Source organism: Streptomyces sp. NBC_00385, from assembly GCF_035917155.1.
Classification (GTDB): domain Bacteria; phylum Actinomycetota; class Actinomycetes; order Streptomycetales; family Streptomycetaceae; genus Streptomyces; species Streptomyces poriferorum.
The window spans coordinates 6,752,249-6,772,053 of the sequence record NZ_CP107951.1 but is presented as its reverse complement, the minus strand read 5'-3'; the positions used below and the strand labels follow the sequence as shown (position 1 = coordinate 6,772,053).

The following is a 19,805-nucleotide window of genomic DNA, read 5'->3' as shown; positions in this document are numbered from 1 at the left end:
GCTCCTCGGTGTCGTGCGTGCTGTCGGCGACTCTAGTGACGGTGCGTCGGGCCGGTGGCTACTGCCGGACCAGTTCGACGAGTTCCGCGTCGTACCGCGCCGTCCAGGCGAACGGCAGTCCGTAGTGCAGCAGATGGGCGCTGCTGTGCACGGCCTTCGTCCGCCGGTCGGTGTAGCGGGCCGCCGGATCCAGGCCGCGCAGCCGGAGCCGGGCCGGTCGGCCGGGGACGAGCGGGGCGCCGTCCAGCCTGCCGGTGTTCCAGGCGGTGACGGCGATCCGGGCGCCGCCCTCCTCCTGGTACTGGACTCCGCAGGTCGCGTCGGACGGGCTGCCCAGCAGCCGGACCTCGCCGTGGTGGAGGAGCTCGCGGATCTCCTTGTAGCGGCTCACCCAGCCGGCGGCCTCGGCACGCTGTGCGGCGGACCAGGTGCGGATGTCGGCGCCGATGCCCAGGACCCCGGACATGGCGGTGACGAAGCGGAACGCCAGGGAGCGGGGGCGCGGGTCGAAGACGCCGGGCGCGTCGGTGACCCAGGAGCTCATGGTGTGCGGGGCGTGCGCGTGGAGGTAGCCGTGCTGGATGGCGAGGCGGTCGAGCGGGGCGGTGTTGTCGCTGGGCCACACCACGTCGGTGCGGGCGAGGGTGGCGTGTTCGATGCGCCCGCCGCCGCCGGCGCAGCCCTCGACGGTGACGTGCGGGTGGTGGGCGCGCAGGTGGTCCAGGACCCGCAGGTATCCGGCGACGTGGTCGGCGTCCAGGTCCTGTTCGCCGGCGGGGCCGTCGCCGGGCCGGCCGCGTTCGGTGGGCGGGCGGTTCATGTCCCACTTGAGGTAGCTGACGGCGTGGTCGCCGAGGAGCCGGTCGAGCGTGGCGATGACGAAGTCCTGTACGTCCTCGCGGCCGAGGTCGAGGAGGAGCTGTTCGCGCACCAGCGTGGCGGGGCGGCCGTCGATCCGGTAGACCCACTCGGGGTGTTCGGCGTAGAGCCGGGACGCCGGGCTGACCGACTCGGGTTCGACCCAGAGCCCGAAGTCCATGCCGGTGGCGCGGATCTCCTCGACGAAGCGGTCGAAGCCGTCGGGGAAGTTCGCCGGGTCGGGGTACCAGTCGCCGAGGCCGCCCTTCTCGTCGTGCCGTCCGGTGAACCAGCCGTCGTCGACGACGAAGAGTTCGGCGCCCATGTCGGCTGCGATCTGCGCGAGTTCGAGCTGGGCCGGGGCGTCGACGTCGAAGCCGGTCGCCTCCCAGGAGTTGTAGAGGACCTTGCGGGTGCGGTCCATCCGTTCGCCGCTGAGCAGGCGCTCGTAGCGGTGCCAGACGCGGGCCAGGCCTTCGAGGCCCTCGGAGCTGAACGCGCAGGCCAGTCGGGGGGTGGTGAGGGTGGCGCCGGGAGTGAGCCGGACGGCGCCCTCGTGGGGCACCCGCCCGGCCGCGATCCGTACCGCGCCGCCGGGTTCGGCGTCGGCGGTCAGGTGCCAGTTGCCGGACCATTCCAGTGCCACGCCGTACGTCGGGGTGTCGTGGCCGTCCGGGGCGGCGGCGTCCTGGACGGCGAGCCAGGGCGCGTACGCGTGGCCGGGGACGCCCTGGGTGGAGGCCATCTCGAAGCGGCCGCGCGTCAGTTCGAGCTGGGTGCGGGTGAACTCCTGGGACCACTGTCCGGTCAGGTAGGTGAGCCGGGCGCCGTCGGTGACGGGGACCGTGACGGCCGCGGAGTCGATGCGTTCCAGCCGCAGTTCGTCCTCGCCGGTGCAGGTCAGCTCGGTCCAGCGCAGGATCACGTCGGTGCCGGGCACGGTCTCGTAGCACAGGGCCACGCGCAGGCCCTGGAGCTCGTCGGTGAAGTCGAGGCGCAGTGCCCGGTCACCGTCCGCGGTGGCGGATTCGAACGCCCACCAGGTGCCGCGGTCGTGGCCCGGGCGCCGGGCGACGAGTTCCGCGCCGCTGAAGGGGCGCATCCCGTACGGGAGGTACTCGGCGGGAGCGGCGTCGGCGGCGGTGACGAAGTGGGTCCGGTGCGGGTGTTCGAAGGGCGACTCACCCGTCTCGGCTCCGTGCGGGCCCCAGGCGGTGAGCTCGGCCCAGCGGCCGTCGCCGGCGATCCGTACCGCGTAGGTGGTGTTCTCGGTGCGCAGCAGCCACCGGTCGTGCGGGGTCACTTCACTGCTCCCAGATTGAGTCCGGCCACGAAGTGGCGCTGGAATTTGAGGAAGACGATGACGGTCGGGGCCGCGGCGATCACGGAGCCGGCCGCGATGACGTTCCACATGGAGACGTACTGGCCCTGGAGGCCGATGAGCGAGGCGGTGATGGGCATCCGGGTGTCGGTGCGCAGCACGGTGATGGCCCACAGCAGGTCGTTGAAGATCCAGGTGAACGACAGTGCGCTGAGCGCGGCCATGGCGGGCTTGGCGAGCGGCAGGATGATCCGGGTGTAGATCTGCCAGGGTCCGGCGCCGTCGATGACCGCGGCCTGCTGGATCTCCGGCGGGATGGACCGCATGAAGCCGTGCAGCACGAAGACGTAGAAGCCGATGCCGAAGCCGACCTGGACCCCGATGAGGGCGTACAGCGAGTCGTACAGGCCCATCAGTTCGGTGAGTTTGGAGACCGGGACCAGCAGGATCTGCGGGGGCAGCAGGTTGCCGCCGAGCATCAGGAGCAGGAGGGTGCGGCGCAGCGGTACGTCGTAGCGGCTGAGCGCGAAGGCGGCCGTCGAGGCGAGCAGCAGCGAGAGCAGGACCGAGGGAATGGTGACGAGCAGGCTGTTGATCAGCGCGCGCTGCTGGCCGCCGTCGACCCATGCCTGGCGGAAGCCGTCCAGGGTGAAGGAGTGCGGCAGGCTGCCGACTCCGTGTGCGGCGACGTCGTCGAAGGACCGCACGCTGGTGACCAGGACCACCGCGATGGGCAGCAGCCACAGGGCGGAGAGCAGTCCGGCGCTGAGGTGGAAGCCGGCGGTGCCCCAGATCCGGCGGCGTGCGCGCGGCGCGGCCGGTCCGGTGTCCTGCGGGTCCGTGCGCGGGCTCGGGGCGTGGGTGGCGGTCATGCGTCGGCCTCCCGGAAGGCGCGGACGAGGTAGGACGCGATCACGCCGAAGGCGAGGAGGAAGATCACGACGGCGAGGGCGGAGCCGTAGCCCAGCCGCAGGGACTGGAAGGCGGTGGAGTACATGTAGGTGCTGAGCAGTTCGGAGGAGTGGTACGGGCCGCCGCGGGTGAGCGCCCACACCACGTCGAAGGAGCGCAGCGAGTCGATGACGATCACCGAGTGGACGACGGCGTTGACGCTGCTGAGCTGCGGCAGGGTGATGTGGCGGAACTGTTGCCACCGGGTGGCGCCGTCGACCTTCGCCGCCTCGTAGAGCACCGGGTCGATGCCCTTGAGCCCGGCCAGGTACAGCACCATGACGTAGCCGATCTGGCGCCACAGCGCGGGCACGATCACGGCGTACAGGGCGGTGTCCTGGTCGGCGAGCCAGGCGTGGGTGAGGCCGGAGAGCCCGACGGCGTCGAGGGTCTTGTTGATCAGCCCGTCGGGCTGGTACATCGCCTGCCAGACCAGCGCGGTGGCGACGAGCGAGAAGACGACGGGCAGGAAGAGCGCGGCCCGGTAGAAGCCGACGCCCCGGCGTTCCTGCTGGAGCAGGAGCGCCGCGCCGAGGCCGAGGGCTGCGGACAGGCCGCCGAAGAGCAGCAGCCAGATGACGGTGTCCAGGGCGGCGGTCCGGAAGACGGCGTCGCCGAACATCTCGCGGAAGTTGGCCAGTCCGACGAACTCCGGGGCGGAGACGCCGTCCCAGTCGGTGAAGGAGAGGTAGAAGCCCTGGAGCGCCGGCCAGAACACCCAGAAGGCCTCGGCGAGCAGCGGCACCAGCACGAAGGCGAGGACGACGGGCGGGACCCGGGTCGCCCGCTTGCGGGCCGGGGGACGGCCCGCGGTCCGCTTGCGGGTCTCCTTCCGGGGCGCGGTGAGTACCGCCATGTCACTGGCTCCAGATCTTCTGCGCGTCCCGCTGCCACGTGGTGAGGATCGAACCGATCTCCTTGGGCTCGGACAGGAAGTGGGTGAGCGCGGTGTCGGCGGTGGGGGCGAGGGCGTCGCTGGAGTCGCGGTTGAAGAACTGCGTGATGTCCGCGGCGCTCTCGATCAGCTTGCGGCCCTTGGCGACCAGCGGGGTTCCGCTGTCCTTGGCGTCCGGGTGGGTGGGCAGGGAGGTGCCGGAGGAGCCCTTGAGGTAGATCTCCTGGGCCTCGGCGGTGGCGAGGTAGCGGAGCATCTCCTTGGTCTCGTCCTTGCGGCCGGTCCGGGCGCTGGCGAAGTAGCCGTCGGTCGGGGCCTCTTCGGCGAGCGGGATCTTCGGGTCGATGACGGGGAACCGGAAGAAGTCGATGTCGCCGAGCTGTTCCTTGGGGGTGGCGTCGGCGAAGAAGGTGCCGATGAGCATCATGCCGGTGCGGCCCTGGAGCAGTGCGGTGGTCGCGTCCTGGAAGGGCAGTGCGGTCGAGTTGGGGTCGAAGAAGGGCAGTGCCTCGCTCCACCGGTCGAACACCTTGCGGACCTCGAGGTCGTCGAAGCGGTGCTTCCCGGCCAGCAGGTCGCGGTGGTAGGCGGCCCCGTTGATGCGGATGTTGAGGTAGTCGAACCAGGAGGAGGCCACCCAGGGGGTGCCACCGCCGGCGCCGAGGCCGATCGGGGCGACACCCTTGCTCTTGAGCTTGTCGCACAGGTCGAGGAACTCGTCCCAGGTCTTGGGTTCCTTGACGCCCCACTTGGCGAAGTTCGACTTGCGGTAGAAGACGCCCCACCAGTAGTAGGTGGTCGGGACGAAGACCTTCTTGCCCGCGGAGTCGGTGCACAGCTTCTTCAGCACGTCCGAGTAGCCGGCGAGTTCGGGCTTCTGCCAGATGTCGCTGACGTCGAGCAGCAGGTCCTTCTTGGCGTACGACTCCGCGACGGATCCCGGGTACCAGGTGTAGAGGTCCGGCGGGTTGGCCGAGGTGAGGTAGGTGGGCAGCTGGGTACGGAAGGTCTCCGAGGCGACGGTGTTGAGCGAGCCCTTCGCACCGCCACGCTTGTTGAAGGCGTCGACGACCTCCTGCATCGCCGACTTGGCCTGCGGGGCGGAGAGGTTGGACTGCAGGGTGACCGCACCCCCCGAGCTCCCCTTCCCACCGCTCGACGACGAGGCGACGCAGCCGCTTGCCAGCGCGGTGGCGCCGACGGCTGCGGCACCGGCGAGGAACGTACGGCGGCTCTGTGCTGTGGTGATCATGGGACTCCCTATGCGCCCACGGAACGGGGCCCGGCCCCTGAACGCCGGGCCCTCGTTCGGCTGATACAGACTGACGGTGCGAGTGAGCCACCGTCAAGATTAATTAGTAATTTATTTTTACTTCGAAGCGGATCGCCCCGCTCGGGCCTCCCCCGCGGTCAGAGGGCGCCCTGGCGGACGAGCCCCGCGACCCCGCGGAAGGCCGTCAGCACCGTGCCGCCGGGCCCCGCCACGGCGGCGACCTCACCGTCGAAGGAGCCACTGGGGAAGTTCTTCTCCTGGGACCAGTCGCCCCAGCCTCCGTCGGCCCGGCCGCCGCGCTGCCAGAGCGTGTAGTCGCCGGCGCGGGCGTAGAGCCGCACCTGCCCGCCGGTGGAGACGAGCGTGGGACTGCTGCTCACGGTGCCGCCCAGCGAGGACCAGTCGGACCAGTCGCCGGCCGCCTCCCGCACCCGGACGCGCACCGAGTCGTCGGCTGCGCGCACGGCCAGATGCGTACGCCCGGCCGCGTCGGTGACCGCCGACGGCCGCCCGTACAGCGCGGCGCCCTGCGGCCCCTGGAACGCGGTCCAGCCGGCCGTCGCCCCGCGGGTGTGGATCCGCCCGTCCGTCCCCCTGGCGTAGAGGGTCCAGCGGCCCGGACCGTCGTACGCGGCGGCCGGGGTGTCGGCGAGGGAGCCGCCGAGCTTCTGCCAGCGGCCCCAGCGGCCGCCGGCGTAGGAGATCCGGTAGGCCGCGTCATCGGTGCCCCGGGCGAAGACGTCGATCCGCCCGTGCCCCGCCGCGTACGCGGCGGGCGCGCCCACGATGCCGCCGTGCGTCGGCGCGCCAAGACCGGTCGCCCGTGGGCTCCAGCTCCCGTCGCGCCCCTGGCGCTGCTGCAGGGATCCGTCCGCGCCCCGGGTGAACACGCTCAGCCGGTCACCGTCCCGCACCAGTGCGGGGCTCGCGTCGGACCGTGCGCCCAGCGAGGTACCCGGCGCCTCGTCCCGGCCGCTGAGCCCCAGGAAGGCGGTGCCGTGCGCGGGCACCCGGACGGTGTACGAACCCGAGTGCGCGCCGCGGCTCTTCCCGGCCCGCAGGTCCCGCACCCCGACCGGTCCTGTCAGTCCGGCATCGGCGAACCGCACGGTGCGCTCGGCCGGCTGCTCGGAGCGGTTGAGGAGCACCACCGCCCGCTTGCCGGAGCCGCTCAGCACCTTGCTGTAGACATCGCCGGTGGCGTCGGAGGCGACGCGCACGCCCTGGATCGCCAGGGGGTCCTGGTCGACCGCGATGATCTCCGGGTTGCGCAGGGTGTCGATCATCTCCTGCGACAGGGTGCGCGGGTCCGAGCCGATGACCAGCGGGGATCCCATCTCGGCCCACATCACCAGCTGGGTGGTGGACTCCTCCGCGGTCAGTTCGTACGAACCGTCCGTCAGCTTGCGCATCGGGATGAGGTAGTCCGGGTCGTTGTAGCGCCCCGGACCCTGCGCCTCCGGGTGCTGGGCGTTGGCGTCCATGCTGCGCAGGATGTTCGGCCACTGGCCGGCGGTCGGGGTGCCCCAGGCGATGTCGGTGCCGGTGCGCCAGGAGTCACCGGTCGTCGGCCCGTAGACGTAGGCGTTGTGGGCGTCCTGCGCCGGGGTGTGCGGCAGGCCCCAGTCGCCGGTCAGCGGGTTGCAGAGGTTGAGCAGCATGCGCCGGCCGGACTTGGCGACCGCGTCGCTGAACTCCTTGAACGCGGGACCCGGATCGGCCTTCTCGGTGATCCCGCAGAGGAAGTCGACCTTGATCGCGTCGACCTTCCAGCCGGCGAACTGCTCGGCGTCCTCGCGGTAGTGACCCCTGCTGCCCAGACCGCAGGTCTTGCCGCCGTCGTACGTTCCCGCGTCGGTGTAGATCCCGGCGCGCAGCCCCCGCTGGTGCAGATAGTCCACCAGCGCGGGAATGCCGGAGGGGAACCGGCCCGGGTGCGCGACCAGCCGTCCCCGCGCGTCCCGCGGCGCATCGGCCTGCCAGCCGCCGTCCAGCCAGACGATGTCGTATCCGCTGTCCTTGAGACCACTGCTGACCAGATGATCGGCGACCGACTTCACCTGGTCCTCGGTCGGAGCACCCAGCCCGTAGTAGGTGTTCCAGCCCATGTACGGGGTCGGCGCGAGACCGCTGTCGTAGTACGGCGGAGCACTCTCGGCGGGCTGCTGGGTGGCGTGCGCGGCGGGCGCCGACACGGCCACCAGGACGGCCGCACCCGCTGCGGCGGCCGCGCGCCGGGCAGACGTCATCCGTGAACCTTGCGAAATCAACTGATTCTCCCAGGAGTTGGGGATGTCAGGCGCCCGGCCTCCGGAACTCACGGGGCGGCGCCACGCACAGGACTGTGACGGCCTACCCAGCCCTGCGTCAAGATTAATTACTAATTAAGTGAAAGTTGCTGAGTCCCTCGTCGTCAGGGCAGCCGGACCAGATGCACGGCCGTGCTCGCCCAGTCCCCAGGCGGCAGTTCGGGCCGGAAGCCGTACCCGAGGAGCACGGCGGCGGAGTGCACGGCGCCGGTGCGGGTGTCGCGGTAGCGGGCGGCGGGATCCAGGCCCGCCGGGTGCAGCAGCGGCGCGGGCCCGCCCGGCCGGGAGGTCCGCCGCCAGACGAGCAGCAGGGCCTCGCCCCGGTCGGGAGCGGTGTACTGCACGGCGGCAGGCCCGTCGCCGTCCGGCGCGCGCAGCCGGTGGAGCTCACCGTGCTGGACGAGGTGGCGGACACGCTTGTACTCGGCCACCAGGGCGGCGCCCTCGGCCAGTTCGTCCTCGGTCCAACGGGACAGGTCGCCGCCGATCCCGAGCACCCCGGCCATCGCCACGTGGAACCGGAAGCGCAGCGGCACCGAGCGGCCGGTGAACTCGTTCGGCACGTCGGTCACCCAGGCCGCCATGGTGCGCGCCGGGTACAGCTGGCCGTACCCGTGCTGGATGTCGACCCGGTCGGCGGCGTCGGTGTTGTCCGAGGGCCAGGCCTGGTCGGTGCGCGCGAGGATGCCGAGGTCGACCCGGCCGCCACCGCCGCCGCAGGCCTCGATCCGCAGCCCGGGGTGGTCGGCGCGGAGCCGGTCGATGATGCCGTAGAGGTGATGGACGTACGTCGTCCACACCGTGTCGGCCCCCTGGGCCCGCTCCGGCCAGCCGGCGTCGCTGAACGCGCGGTTCATGTCCCACTTCAGGAAGTCGATGCCGTGCTCGCCGACCAGCCGGGTCAGCCAGCCGTACGCCCAGTCGGCCACGTCCCGGCGGGCGAGGTTCAGCACCAGCTGGCTGCGCAGCTCGGTGCGTTCCCGGTCCGGGACGTGCAGCACCCAGTCCGGGTGGGCGCGGTAGAGGTCGCTGTCCGGGCTGACGGCCTCCGGCTCCACCCAGAGCCCGAACCGCATGCCGAGCCGGTGCACCTCACGGACGAGCGGCGTCAGTCCGCCCGGGAACCGGCCGGGCGCGGGCACCCAGTCGCCGAGCCCGGCCCGTTCGCTGCGGCGGGCCCCGAACCAGCCGTCGTCCATCACGAAGAGCTCGACTCCGAGCTTCGCGGCCCGCGCGGCAAGGGCGGTCTGGCCCGCCTCGTCGACGTCGAAGCCGGTGGCCTCCCAGGAGTTGTAGAGCACGGGCCTGCTCTCGTCGGCGTGCGGCAGCACATGGGCGAGCGTGTACGCGTGCCAGGCCCGGCTCGCCGCGCCGAACCCGCCGTCGCTGCAGAGCCCGGCGTACACCGGGGTGGTGTACTCGGCGCCGGGTCCGAGCGGCAGGGCCGGCCCCTCGTGCCCGGCGCCGCCCGTGAGCCCCGCGCGTCCGTCGGGGGTGCGCTGCACGGTGACGCGCCAGCTGCCGCTCCAGGCCAGGGCCGCGCTCCACACCCGGCCGTGCTCCTCGGTGGCGTCGCCCGCGTCCAGCATCACCCAGGGGTTGGCATGGTGGCTGGTGATCCCCCGCCTGCTGGTCAGCACGGTCTCGCCGTACGGCAGCGGGTCGCGGCGCAGCCGGGTCTCGGCGGACCACTGGCCGGTGACATGGCTGAGCCGGTAGTCCTCCCGGGCCGGCAGGGTCCAGGCGGCGGAGTCGGCGCGCTGGAGGGCGACGGGCTCCTCGCCGTCGTTGCGCAGGACGCTCCAGCGCTCGATGACGTCGGTGTCCCCGTGGACGCGGTAGTGCAGATCCATCCGCAGGGGGTGCACCCGGTCGCGGAACTCCAGGACCAGTTCGGCCGCACCCGGGGCCGGTTCGTGCACCCGGTGGCCGAGGGGCCGCCACGAGAAGGCGCGGGTGCCGTCGGCGAAGCGCACCTGGAGCGACGGGGGGCCGTATCGGGGTCCACTGTCCACCGGCAGTTCCTCACCGACGGGCGGCAGCCCCTCGAAACTGCTGACCGGCGGCCCCGGGTCGGTGACGAGTTCCGCCGCCTCCCGCGGGGTCAGCGCGGGGCCCCACCCCAGGTGACAGGGCGCGCCCGAAGCGTCGATCCGGAGGGCGTAGGAGGTGCGCGGGGTGGAAAGCAGCCAGACCCCGGAGTCGGGAGCGAAGGTGATCACAGACATGGATCCTCACGTTCAGGTGGGCCCGTGGAAGGCAGCCGTAGCCAACTCCGCCTTCGATCATGTGTCAACACCCCGTGCAGATTTGGGATTTGCAAGCGTGAGCTGCTCTGAGTTGAGATTTCAAAAGAACGTGCTTCTTTTATTGACAGCAGAAAAGAAGACGCCCTACGTTTCGGCCATGCCCTCGCTCCCCGGCACCGAGGCCGTCCCGGTCCCGACCCCCGCCGCTTCCCTGGTCTTCACCACCACGCTCTCCCACGGCCCGCTGACCCGGGCCGAGATCGGCCGCAGGACAGGTCTGTCACCCGCCGCGGTCACCAAGGCGGTACGGCCGCTGATGGCGGCGGGCTATCTCGTCGAGGGCGCGGACGAACAGGCCCCGCCCTCGCTCGGCCGGCCCGCCACCCTTGTACGGGTCGACGGCGGCCGGGCCCTGTTCATCGGGATCAAGGTCACCGGGGACGAGATCATCGCGGTGCTCACGGACCTCTGCTGCCGCATCCGGGTGGCCCGGCACGCCCGGATCACCGCCCGCGACCCCGCCTCGGTGCTCGCCTCGGCCGGCTCCCTCGTCCAGGAACTCCTCACGGAGGCCGACGGGTTCGGGGTCGCGGTGTACGGCGTCGGCCTCGCGATGTCCGGGGACGTGGACCGCCCGGCCGGCCTGGTGCGCTACTCGCCGTTCCTCGACTGGCACGACGTACCGCTGGCCGAACTGGCGCAGGCCGCCACGGGCCTGCCGGTGACGGTCGACAACGACGTCCGGGCGCTGACGGTGGCGGAGCAGTGGTTCGGGGCCGGGGTGGGTGTGGCGGACTTCGCGCTGGTGACCGTCGGCGCGGGCATCGGCTGCGGCCTCGTGGTGCACGGGAGGGTGGTCTCCGGCGCGTTCGGAGTGGCCGGGGAGATCGGGCACCTGTCCATCGACCCGCAGGGACCGCCCTGCCACTGCGGCAACACCGGGTGCGTCGAGGCCATCGCCGGTGACGCCGCGATCGTCCGCCGGGTGGCCGAGGTGACCGGGCTTCCGGTCACCGACTCCGCCGAGGCGCTGCGGCTGGCGCACCGGGGCGACCCCGGGGTCCGGGAGGTGTACGCGCGGGCCGGCGAGGCGATCGGCCGCGCCATCGGAGCCGTCGTCAACGTCCTGGGACCTCAGCGGGTGATCATCTCGGGCGAGGGGCTGGCGGGCTACGACCTGTTCGCCGGACAGATTCGCGACACCTTCGCCAGGACCGCCTTCGGCGCCGCCGCGCGGTGCGACGTGATGACCCGCCCGCTCCCCTTCGAGGTGTGGGCGCGCGGGGCCGCGGCCACCGCGATCCAGTCCTTCATCGGTACCGAACACGCATGAGGAGCGGTGGACGATGCGGAACCGCATCGTCCCGGGTACGTGGCGCACGGCCCGGCCCACCCGGAACACCGCACCACCGCCGAAACCCCCTTCCCTTTCGCGCAGAAAGCAAGAGGTCATCTTCCATGCGGTCACTCACCCGCCCCGCCGTCAGAACCCTGCGCTCCGCACTGGTGCTCGCCGTCACGGCCGGCCTCGCCGTCGCCGTGCCCACGGCGCAGGCGGCTCCCGCCGCCGCGGGCACCACCGCCACCGCCCCCTCGCCCGCACCCGTGGCGGAGAAGCCGTACATGGGGTGGAGCAGCTGGAGCCTGCAGACCACCTCGTACCCCGGGGTCAATCCGGACGGCGCCTACAGCTATCTGACCGAGGCCAACGTCAGCAAACAGACCGACGCGCTCGCCTCCAAGCTCAAGAAGTTCGGCTACGAGTACATCAACATCGACGCCGGCTGGTGGCGCGGCTGGGACTGGACGCCGGAGTTCGACGGGTACGGGCGCCAGCAGGCGGACAAGGAGCGCTTCCCGAGCGGCATGAAGGCCGTCGCCGACCGCATCCACGGCAAGGGCCTCAAGGCCGGCATCTATCTGCCGGTGGGCCTGGAGAAGGAGGGGTACGGCGGGGGCAGGCTGCCGGTCTGGAACACGGACGACTGCACGACCGCCGACATCGTCTACAGCGATCTGCGGACGACCAACGGCTGGGACAGCTCGTACAAGCTCGACTTCTCCAGGCCCTGCGCCCAGAAGTACATCGACTCGCAGGCACAGCTCATCGCCGGCTGGGGTTACGACTTCCTCAAGCTGGACGGTGTGGGCCCCGGGTCGTTCAAGAGCGGCGACAACTACGACAACCGCACGGACGTGGCCGCCTGGCAGAAGGCCATCAGGTCAACCGGCCGCCCCGTCCACCTGGAGATCTCCTGGTCGATGGACATCGACTACGCCAAGGACTGGAAGGCGACGTCCAACGGGTGGCGCGTGGACACGGACGTCGAGTGCTACTGCGACACGCTGGTGTCCTGGGAGGACTCGGTCGAGGACCGCTGGCGCGACACTCCCGGATGGACGCGGTACGCCGGCCCCGGCGGCTGGAACGACCTCGACGCGATCAACGTGGGCAACGCCGCGATGAGCGGTCTGACCAAGGCCGAGCGACAGAGCTACATGACGCTGTGGGCGGTCGCCAAGTCCCCGTTGTTCAGCGGGGACGACCTCACGAAGATCGACGACTACGGCCTGTCGCTCATGACCAACCGCGAGGTCCTGAGGATCAACCAGCAGCCGGGCCGGCCCGCCGAGCCCGTCACACCGGCCGGAGACGAACAGGTCTGGGCCTCGCGGAACCCCGACGGCAGCTACACGGTCGCCCTCTTCAACCAGGGGGACTCCCCCGCCGCGGTCACCGCCGACTGGGCGTCCCTCGGCTTCACCGGCGCGGCGACCGTGCGCGACGTGTGGAACGGCGAGGACCTCGGCCGCCACAAGGACTCCCTCACCGAGGCGCTCCCGGCCCACGGATCGCGGCTCCTCACCGTCACCCCGAATGGTCAAAAGCTCAGGACGACCGCGTACGAGGCGGAGGCCCCGGCCAACGTGGTCACGGGCACCGCGTCCGTCGGCGACTGCGAGGAGTGCTCGGGGGCGAAGAAGGTCGGCGGCCTCTACACCGGCGCCGCGCTCCGGTTCACGGACGTCGTGGCCGAGAAGGCCGGCCGCTATCTGGTCAAGGTCGACTACACCTCACGTGATCCGCGGTCGATCGGCATCTCGGCCAACGGCAGGGCGCCCGTGGCGACGGCCTTCCCGGCGAGCGGCGGCTGGGGCGCGGTCGAGTCGATCAGTGTGCCGGTCACGCTGAAGGCGGGCCGCAACACCGTCACCTTCGACAGCGGTACGGGCTACTCGCCCGACATCGACCGGATCGAGGTCCCGCGCGCCTGAGACCGCCCGTCCCACGAGGTTCCGCGCGGATGGGACCGCCCGTCCCACGCGCGGGCCGGGGGTGCGCACCGCCGTGCCCCCGGCCTGCCGCGCACCCGTGCCGTCCGCATCGCCGTGTCCGCAGGAATGGAGTCCTTCCCCCGTGAACGACCAGCACCCGCACACCCCTGCGCAGCCCAGCTCACGCCCCGAGGCCCCCGCCGGTATCGGCCGGCGGCGCGCCCTCGCGCTCGCGGCCGCCACCGCGTCGCTCCCGGTGCTCGGCGGACTGCCCGCGTTCGCCGCCTCCGCACCGCCGCGACGCCCCACGGCCTCGCCGATGACCGAGGACGGGACGGGCGCGGCCACCCGGATGTGGTACCGCGCCCCGGCCGGTCCGAAGACCATGCTGGAGCGGGCTCTGCCGGTCGGCAACGGCCGGCTCGGCGCCCTCGTCGGCAGCGATCCCGCGCAGGAGCTGCTGTTCGTCACCGACGCCACCCTGTGGACCGGGGAGATCAACGACACCCTGGACCAGGACGGCCAGTTCCCCTACGGGCGGGACGACTTCGGCAGCCTCACCCAGCTGGCGCACGTCACGGTGGACATCCCGGACCACGATCTCGGCTCGGTCCACGAATACCGGCGTGAACTCGACCTCGCCCAGGGCCTGGTCACCGCCGGATACCTCCGCTCGGGTGTGACGTATCAGCGCCGTGTCTTCGCCAGCGCCCCGGACGACGTGATCGTCGTGCAGTTCACCCAGCGCGGCGGCGGTCACTACACCGGCACCGTCTCGCTCGACGGCACGCACGGCGAGTCCACCTCGGGCGACGGCGCCCTCACCACGCTGTCCCTCGACGCCCGGTTCGCCAACGGGCTCCGCTACGGTGCCGCCCTCACCGCGCACAGTGCGAGCGGGTCCGTCTCCGTCACGGGCTCGAAGATCGTCTTCACCCGGTGCGCCGATCTGACGCTGGTGTTCAGCGGCGGCACGAACTACTCGCCCGACCCGCGGGACGGATACCGCAACGCGGATCTCGACCCGGCCGCCCTCGCCGGGACCAAGGTGCGCGACGCCGTGTCCCTTCCGCCCACCGCGCTGCTGCACACCCATGTGGCCGACTACCGCGAGCAGTTCGACGGCATGCGTCTCTCGCTCGGGTCCTCCACGGACGCGCAGCGCGCGCTCGACACCTGGGAGCGGCTGAAGGCGAGGACCCAGCAGGACGAGCCGGACCCGGAGCTCGAAGCGCTGTACGTGCAGTTCGGCCGCTATCTGATGATCAGCAGTTCCCGCGGCAGCCTCCCGGTGGCTCTCCAAGGCCCGTGGCTGGACGGGAACGACCCGGACTGGATGGGTGACTACCACACCGACATCAACATCCAGATGAACTACTGGATGGCCGACCGCACCGCCCTCACGCGAAGCTTCGACGCGTTCACCGACTACTGCGTCTCCCAGCTGCCGGTCTGGTCGGACCTGACCCGGCGCCTGTTCAACGACCCGCGCAACCGCTTCCGCAACACCTCGGGAAAGATCGCCGGCTGGACCGTGGCGTTCTCCACCAACATCTACGGCGGACTGGGCTGGTGGTGGCACCCGGCGGGCAACGCCTGGCTGTGCAACACGCTGTGGGAGCACTACGAGTACACGCAGGACCGCGGACATCTGTCGAAGATCTATCCGCTCCTCCAGGGCGCCTGCGAGTTCTGGGAGGCCCGGCTCGTCCCGATGACGGTCACCGACGCCACGACCGGCGAGCAGCGCGAGGTCCTCGTCGCGGACAAGGAGTGGTCCCCCGAGCACGGGCCGCAGGACACCCGCGGCAACACCTACGCCCAGGAGCTGGTGCGCGACCTCTTCGCCCACTTCCGGGAGGCCAGTGCGCTGCTCGGCCGGAACGCCGCGTACGGCAGGACGCTCGCCGCGCTCCAGGAGCGGCTGTACCTTCCCGAGGTCAGCCCGAAGACCGGCTGGCTCCAGGAGTGGATGTCCCCCGACAACCTCGGCGAGACCACCCACCGCCACCTCTCACCGCTGGTCGGCCTGTTCCCCGGCGACCGGATCCGCCCCGGCGCCTCGCCCGCCGCGCTGGTGAAGGGAGCGACCGAGCTGCTGACCGCGCGCGGCATGGAGAACTTCGGCTGGGCCAACGCCTGGCGCTCGCTGTGCTGGGCGCGGCTGAAGAACGCGGAGAACGCCTACCGGCTGATCGCCACCAATCTGCGGCCCTCCGTCGACGGCGCCAACGGCAGCGCGATGAACCTCTTCGACATCTACGAGGCCGCGAAGGGGCGGGGGATCTTCCAGATCGAGTCCAATTTCGGCACCGCGGCCGCGGTGATCGAGATGCTGCTCTACTCACGCCCCGGACACATCGAGCTGCTTCCGGCGCTGCCGGCCGCCTGGGCGGACTCCGGGTCCGTGACCGGCGTCGGGGCGCGCGGCGGTTTCACCGTGGACCTGAGCTGGCGGGGCGGCCGGGTCCGCGAGGTCACCGTCCGCAGCGTCGGGGGCCGGCGGACCGGAGTGACGGCGGGCGGAGTCACCCGGGACGTGGAGCTCCGGCCCGGCGGTTCGGTCACCCTGCGGAACTTCCGGTGACCCGCGCCGACGGCTGAACCCTCGCCCCAGATGGACGGGCGGGTGCGGCAGGACAGAAGTCCCGCCGCACCCGCCCTCGCCGTTCAGGCCTTGTTCGCCGGGCCGCCGATCTGGATACCGGCCATCCGGGTCCACTCGTAGGGGCCCGTGTGGACCTTCGCGGCGAACTCGCCGTCGAAGGACTCGTGCATCGTGATCCCGGACTTCTGCGCGGCGCTCTCGGCGACCGCGTACGAGGGGGCGACGAGGTCGCCCCAGCCGCCGTCCTCACCGACGAGGACGATGCGGGTGCCCATCTGTCCGATGTAGGCGAGCTGCCCCTCGGCACCGCCGTGCGCCTTCGCGAACGCACCGATCTGCTTGGCCAGCCTGGCCGCCCTGCGCTCCGCGCGTGCCGCCTGCTTGCTGTCCACCTGCTGGGTCTCAGCCGTCTCTGCCATGCACAGGATGCTACCGATGGGTAGAGCGACGTGCGACGGGCGGGGAGCGTGGCCTGTGCCACGCTCCCCGCCCGTCGGCAGGTCATACGGAGGAGGTGCTACCGCAGGAAGGGGTCCACCGCCACGGCGACGAACAGCAGGGACACATAGGTGATCGACCAGTGGAACAGCCGCATCTCCTTGAGCTTCCCGCCCGTCACGCCGGACTTGGCCCGGCTCAGCAGGGCGTGCGCCTCCCAGAGCCAGAAGCCGCCCGTAAGGACCGCCACCACCGTGTAGAACCAGCCGGTGTAGCCCAGCGGGGTCAGCAGCAGCGAGACGGCCACCATCACCCAGCTGTAGAGGACGATCTGGCGGGCCACCACCCGATTGGACGCGATGACCGGCAGCATGGGAACGCCGACCCGCGCGTAATCGTCCTTCACCTTCATGGACAGCGGCCAGTAGTGCGGCGGCGTCCAGAAGAAGATGACGGCGAAGAGGATCACCGCGGCCCAGGACATCGAGTTCGTCACGGCGGACCAGCCGATGAGCACCGGCATGCAGCCCGCGATACCGCCCCAGACGATGTTCTGCGAGGTACGGCGCTTCAGGATCATCGTGTACACGACGACGTAGAAGAGCAGGGCGCCGAGCGACAGTGCCGCCGACAGCCAGTTCACCAGCAGCCCGAACCAGACCGTCGAGATCACCGCGAGGGCGATACCGAAGGCCAGGCACTCGCGCGGGCTCACCATTCCGGTGACCAGCGGGCGCTGCGACGTACGGTCCATCAACGCGTCGATATCGCGGTCGATGTACATGTTCAGTGCATTGGCACCGCCGGCGGACAGGTATCCGCCGATCGTGGTCGTGAGCACGAGCCACAGGTCGGGTACACCCTGAGCGGCCAGGAACATCACCGGAACAGTGGTGATCAGCAACAGCTCGATGATCCGAGGCTTGGTCAGCGCCACGAATGCCTTGACACGGGCCCCGAACGGGCGATGGCCCCCCGGGCTCGGAGTCAAGGCGACCCCTGCGGGTCGGGACTCGACGGCCGTCACGCACACCCCTGACAGAGAAATCCCAGCAAGCTCCGGGCGTGAAGGCCCGGTAAAGACTTGCGCGAACCAGACCACTGTAGACGTTGGGGACAGGCCGCCCTTCGCGGGGGTGGGGTCGTGTTGATGTGGCGCGGGGCGTTGCCGCGGCAACCGTGCGAACGCCCGCCCGCGCCCCGGCGGGGTACGGGGCGGCTAGGGACCGCGCACCGCTCGTACAGATGTGCGCCGACCCACTCGGCGAGGTGGTCTCAGGAGTGGCTCCCGGCGCTCATCGGAGGCCTCAGGAGTGAGCCCTCACGCTCATCGGAGAGGGCCCATCGGTGAGGCTCCGCGCTCATACGGGAGGCGGATTCGACGGGCCGCCCGCACCCTGGAAGGAGCCGGAAATCGCGGGTGCTGACGGGGGTAGGCTCGGCAATGTCCGGTGCGGTCACAGTCACCGGTTTACGACAGTGGAGAGGAGCCCTGACTCAGGGTGAGCACCAAGCCGACCACCACAGACCTCCAGTGGACCGAATTGGACCAGCGGGCCGTGGACACCGTCCGCGTCCTCGCCGCGGACGCCGTACAGAAGGTCGGAAACGGCCACCCGGGTACGGCCATGAGCCTGGCTCCCGCCGCGTACACCATTTTCCAGAAGGTGATGCGGCACGACCCCGCCGACGCGGAGTGGACCGGCCGCGACCGGTTCGTGCTCTCGGCGGGCCACACCAGCCTGACCCTCTACATCCAGCTCTACCTGGCCGGGTACGGCCTGGAGCTCGATGACCTGAAGGCCTTCCGTACCTGGGGCTCGAAGACCCCGGGCCACCCGGAGTACGGCCACACCACCGGCGTGGAGACGACGACCGGCCCGCTGGGCCAGGGCGTCGCCAACGCCGTGGGCATGGCCATGGCCGCCCGCTACGAGCGCGGCCTGTTCGACCCGGAGGCGGCCCCCGGCACCTCCCCCTTCGACCACATGGTGTGGGCCGTCGCCGGCGACGGCTGCCTCCAGGAGGGCATCTCCGCGGAGGCGTCCTCGCTGGCCGGGCACCAGAAGCTGGGCAACCTGGTCCTGCTGTGGGACGACAACCACATCTCCATCGAGGGCGACACGGAGACCGCGGTCTCCGAGGACACCCTGAAGCGCTACGAGGCGTACGGCTGGCACGTCCAGCGCGTCGACCAGCTGCCCAGCGGCGACCTGGACCCGGCGGGTCTGTACAAGGCGCTGCTGGCCGCCAAGGCCGAGACCGAGCGCCCGTCGTTCATCGCGGCCCGCTCGATCATCGCCTGGCCCGCGCCGAGCGCCCAGAACACCGAGGCCTCGCACGGCTCCGCGCTCGGCGACGACGAGGTCGCCGCGACCAAGCGGGTACTGGGCTTCGACCCGGAGAAGACCTTCGAGGTCGCCGACGAGGTCATCGCGCACACCCGTGAGGCACTGGACCGCGGCCGCGAGGCCAAGGCCGAGTGGGAGAAGTCGTTCGCCGCGTGGCGCACCGCCAACCCGGAGCGCGCCGCCGAATTCGACCGGATCTCCGCGGGCGAGCTGCCCGAGGGCTGGGAGGACAAGCTCCCCGTCTTCGAGCCCGGCAAGGGCGTCGCCACCCGCGCCGCCTCCGGCAAGGTGCTCCAGGCGCTCGGCGAGATCGTGCCCGAGCTGTGGGGCGGCTCCGCCGACCTCGCGGGCTCGAACAACACCACGATCGACAAGACGTCGTCGTTCCTCCCGGCCGGCAACCCGCTGCCGGAGGCCGACCCGTACGGCCGCACGATCCACTTCGGCATCCGCGAGCACGCCATGGCCGCGGCCATGAACGGCATCGCGCTGCACGGCAACACCCGCATCTACGGCGGCACCTTCCTGGTGTTCTCCGACTACATGCGCAACGCCGTACGGCTGTCCGCGCTGATGCACCTGCCGGTGACGTACGTGTGGACGCACGACTCCATCGGTCTCGGCGAGGACGGCCCGACCCACCAGCCGGTGGAGCACCTGGCCTCGCTGCGCGCCATCCCGGGCCTGAACGTGGTCCGCCCGGCCGACGCCAACGAGACCTCCCTCACCTGGCGCGAGATCCTGCGCCGCTACACCAAGGTGTTCGGCAAGGGTGCTCCGCACGGTCTGGCGCTGACCCGCCAGGGTGTGCCGACGTACGAGGCGAACGAGAACGCGGTCAAGGGCGGCTACGTCCTGTTCGAGGCCGAGACGCCCGACGGGCACAGCGCGGCGCCCCAGGTCCTGCTGATCGGCACGGGCTCCGAGGTGCACCTCGCCGTCGAGGCGCGCGAGGAGCTCCAGGCCGCCGGCATCCCGACCCGTGTGGTGTCGATGCCGTGTGTCGAGTGGTTCGAGGAGCAGGACCAGGCGTACAAGGACAGCGTCCTGCCGCCGTCCGTGAAGGCCCGCGTGGCGGTCGAGGCGGGCATCGGCCTGACCTGGTACCGGTACGTCGGTGACGCCGGCCGGATCATCTCGCTGGAGCACTTCGGCGCCTCGGCCGACGCCAAGGTCCTCTTCCGCGAGTTCGGCTTCACGGGCGAGGCCGTCGCGGCCGCCGCCCGGGAATCTCTCGCCGCCGTCACGCGCTGACGCCGTTATACGACTAGTAGGA

12 protein-coding genes are annotated in these 19,805 nt (G+C 71.2%); 4 read left to right on the top strand and 8 right to left on the bottom strand.

Annotated elements, in window-relative coordinates; genetic code table 11:
* Positions 1–58 precede the first annotated feature (58 nt).
* From OG959_RS30170 to OG959_RS30145, 6 genes are all read right to left on the bottom strand, one after another.
* Positions 59–2,161: an alpha-galactosidase gene (locus OG959_RS30170; protein ID WP_326663551.1), complete on the bottom strand. Its 2,103-nt coding sequence runs from the start codon at positions 2,159–2,161 to the stop codon at positions 59–61.
* Positions 2,158–3,051 carry a carbohydrate ABC transporter permease gene (locus tag OG959_RS30165; protein WP_326663550.1) on the bottom strand — a complete coding sequence of 298 codons (894 nt, stop codon included), beginning with the start codon at positions 3,049–3,051 and terminating at the stop codon, positions 2,158–2,160. Before OG959_RS30165 ends, OG959_RS30170 begins: the two co-directional genes overlap by 4 nt.
* Positions 3,048–3,986, bottom strand: a complete 939-nt coding sequence (locus tag OG959_RS30160; protein ID WP_326663548.1) for a carbohydrate ABC transporter permease — start codon at positions 3,984–3,986, stop codon at positions 3,048–3,050. The genes OG959_RS30165 and OG959_RS30160 overlap by 4 nt, the downstream gene beginning before the upstream one ends.
* 1 nt (position 3,987) lies before the next feature.
* Entirely contained in the window at positions 3,988–5,277 is a 1,290-nt protein-coding gene (locus tag OG959_RS30155; RefSeq protein WP_326663546.1) for an ABC transporter substrate-binding protein, read from the bottom strand.
* A gap of 158 nt (positions 5,278–5,435) precedes the next feature.
* Complete coding sequence (locus OG959_RS30150; RefSeq protein WP_326663544.1) at positions 5,436–7,547, bottom strand: glycoside hydrolase family 27 protein; 2,112 nt, start codon at positions 7,545–7,547, stop codon at positions 5,436–5,438.
* A gap of 164 nt (positions 7,548–7,711) precedes the next feature.
* The gene (locus OG959_RS30145) at positions 7,712–9,835 is read right to left on the bottom strand and encodes an alpha-galactosidase (RefSeq protein WP_326663542.1); all 2,124 of its coding nucleotides are present in this window, start codon (positions 9,833–9,835) and stop codon (positions 7,712–7,714) included.
* A 178-nt stretch (positions 9,836–10,013) separates the two neighbouring features.
* Between OG959_RS30145 and OG959_RS30140 the strand changes: the two genes are divergently transcribed.
* From OG959_RS30140 to OG959_RS30130, 3 genes are all read left to right on the top strand, one after another.
* Positions 10,014–11,189 carry an ROK family transcriptional regulator gene (locus OG959_RS30140; RefSeq protein WP_326663540.1) on the top strand — a complete coding sequence of 392 codons (1,176 nt, stop codon included), beginning with the start codon at positions 10,014–10,016 and terminating at the stop codon, positions 11,187–11,189.
* A 125-nt stretch (positions 11,190–11,314) separates the two neighbouring features.
* Entirely contained in the window at positions 11,315–13,132 is a 1,818-nt protein-coding gene (locus tag OG959_RS30135; protein WP_326663539.1) for an alpha-galactosidase D, read from the top strand.
* Positions 13,133–13,274: 142 nt separating this feature from the next.
* On the top strand, positions 13,275–15,719 hold the full coding sequence (locus OG959_RS30130) for a glycosyl hydrolase family 95 catalytic domain-containing protein (RefSeq protein ID WP_442805658.1): 2,445 nt from the start codon (positions 13,275–13,277) through the stop codon (positions 15,717–15,719).
* A gap of 83 nt (positions 15,720–15,802) precedes the next feature.
* On the opposite strand, the gene OG959_RS30125 is transcribed toward OG959_RS30130, so the two are convergent.
* Positions 15,803–16,159, bottom strand: coding sequence for a hypothetical protein (locus tag OG959_RS30125; RefSeq protein WP_326663537.1), 357 nt, complete (start codon positions 16,157–16,159; stop codon positions 15,803–15,805).
* 98 nt (positions 16,160–16,257) lie between these two features.
* Positions 16,258–17,205 (bottom strand): heme o synthase, encoded by a 948-nt coding sequence (locus OG959_RS30120; RefSeq protein WP_219570172.1) that lies wholly within the window; start codon positions 17,203–17,205, stop codon positions 16,258–16,260.
* 475 nt (positions 17,206–17,680) lie between these two features.
* Here OG959_RS30120 and tkt point away from each other — a divergent pair, with 475 nt between their 5' ends.
* Positions 17,681–19,783 (top strand): transketolase, encoded by a 2,103-nt coding sequence (tkt, locus tag OG959_RS30115; RefSeq protein ID WP_326663534.1) that lies wholly within the window; start codon positions 17,681–17,683, stop codon positions 19,781–19,783.
* Positions 19,784–19,805: the final 22 nt, after the last annotated feature.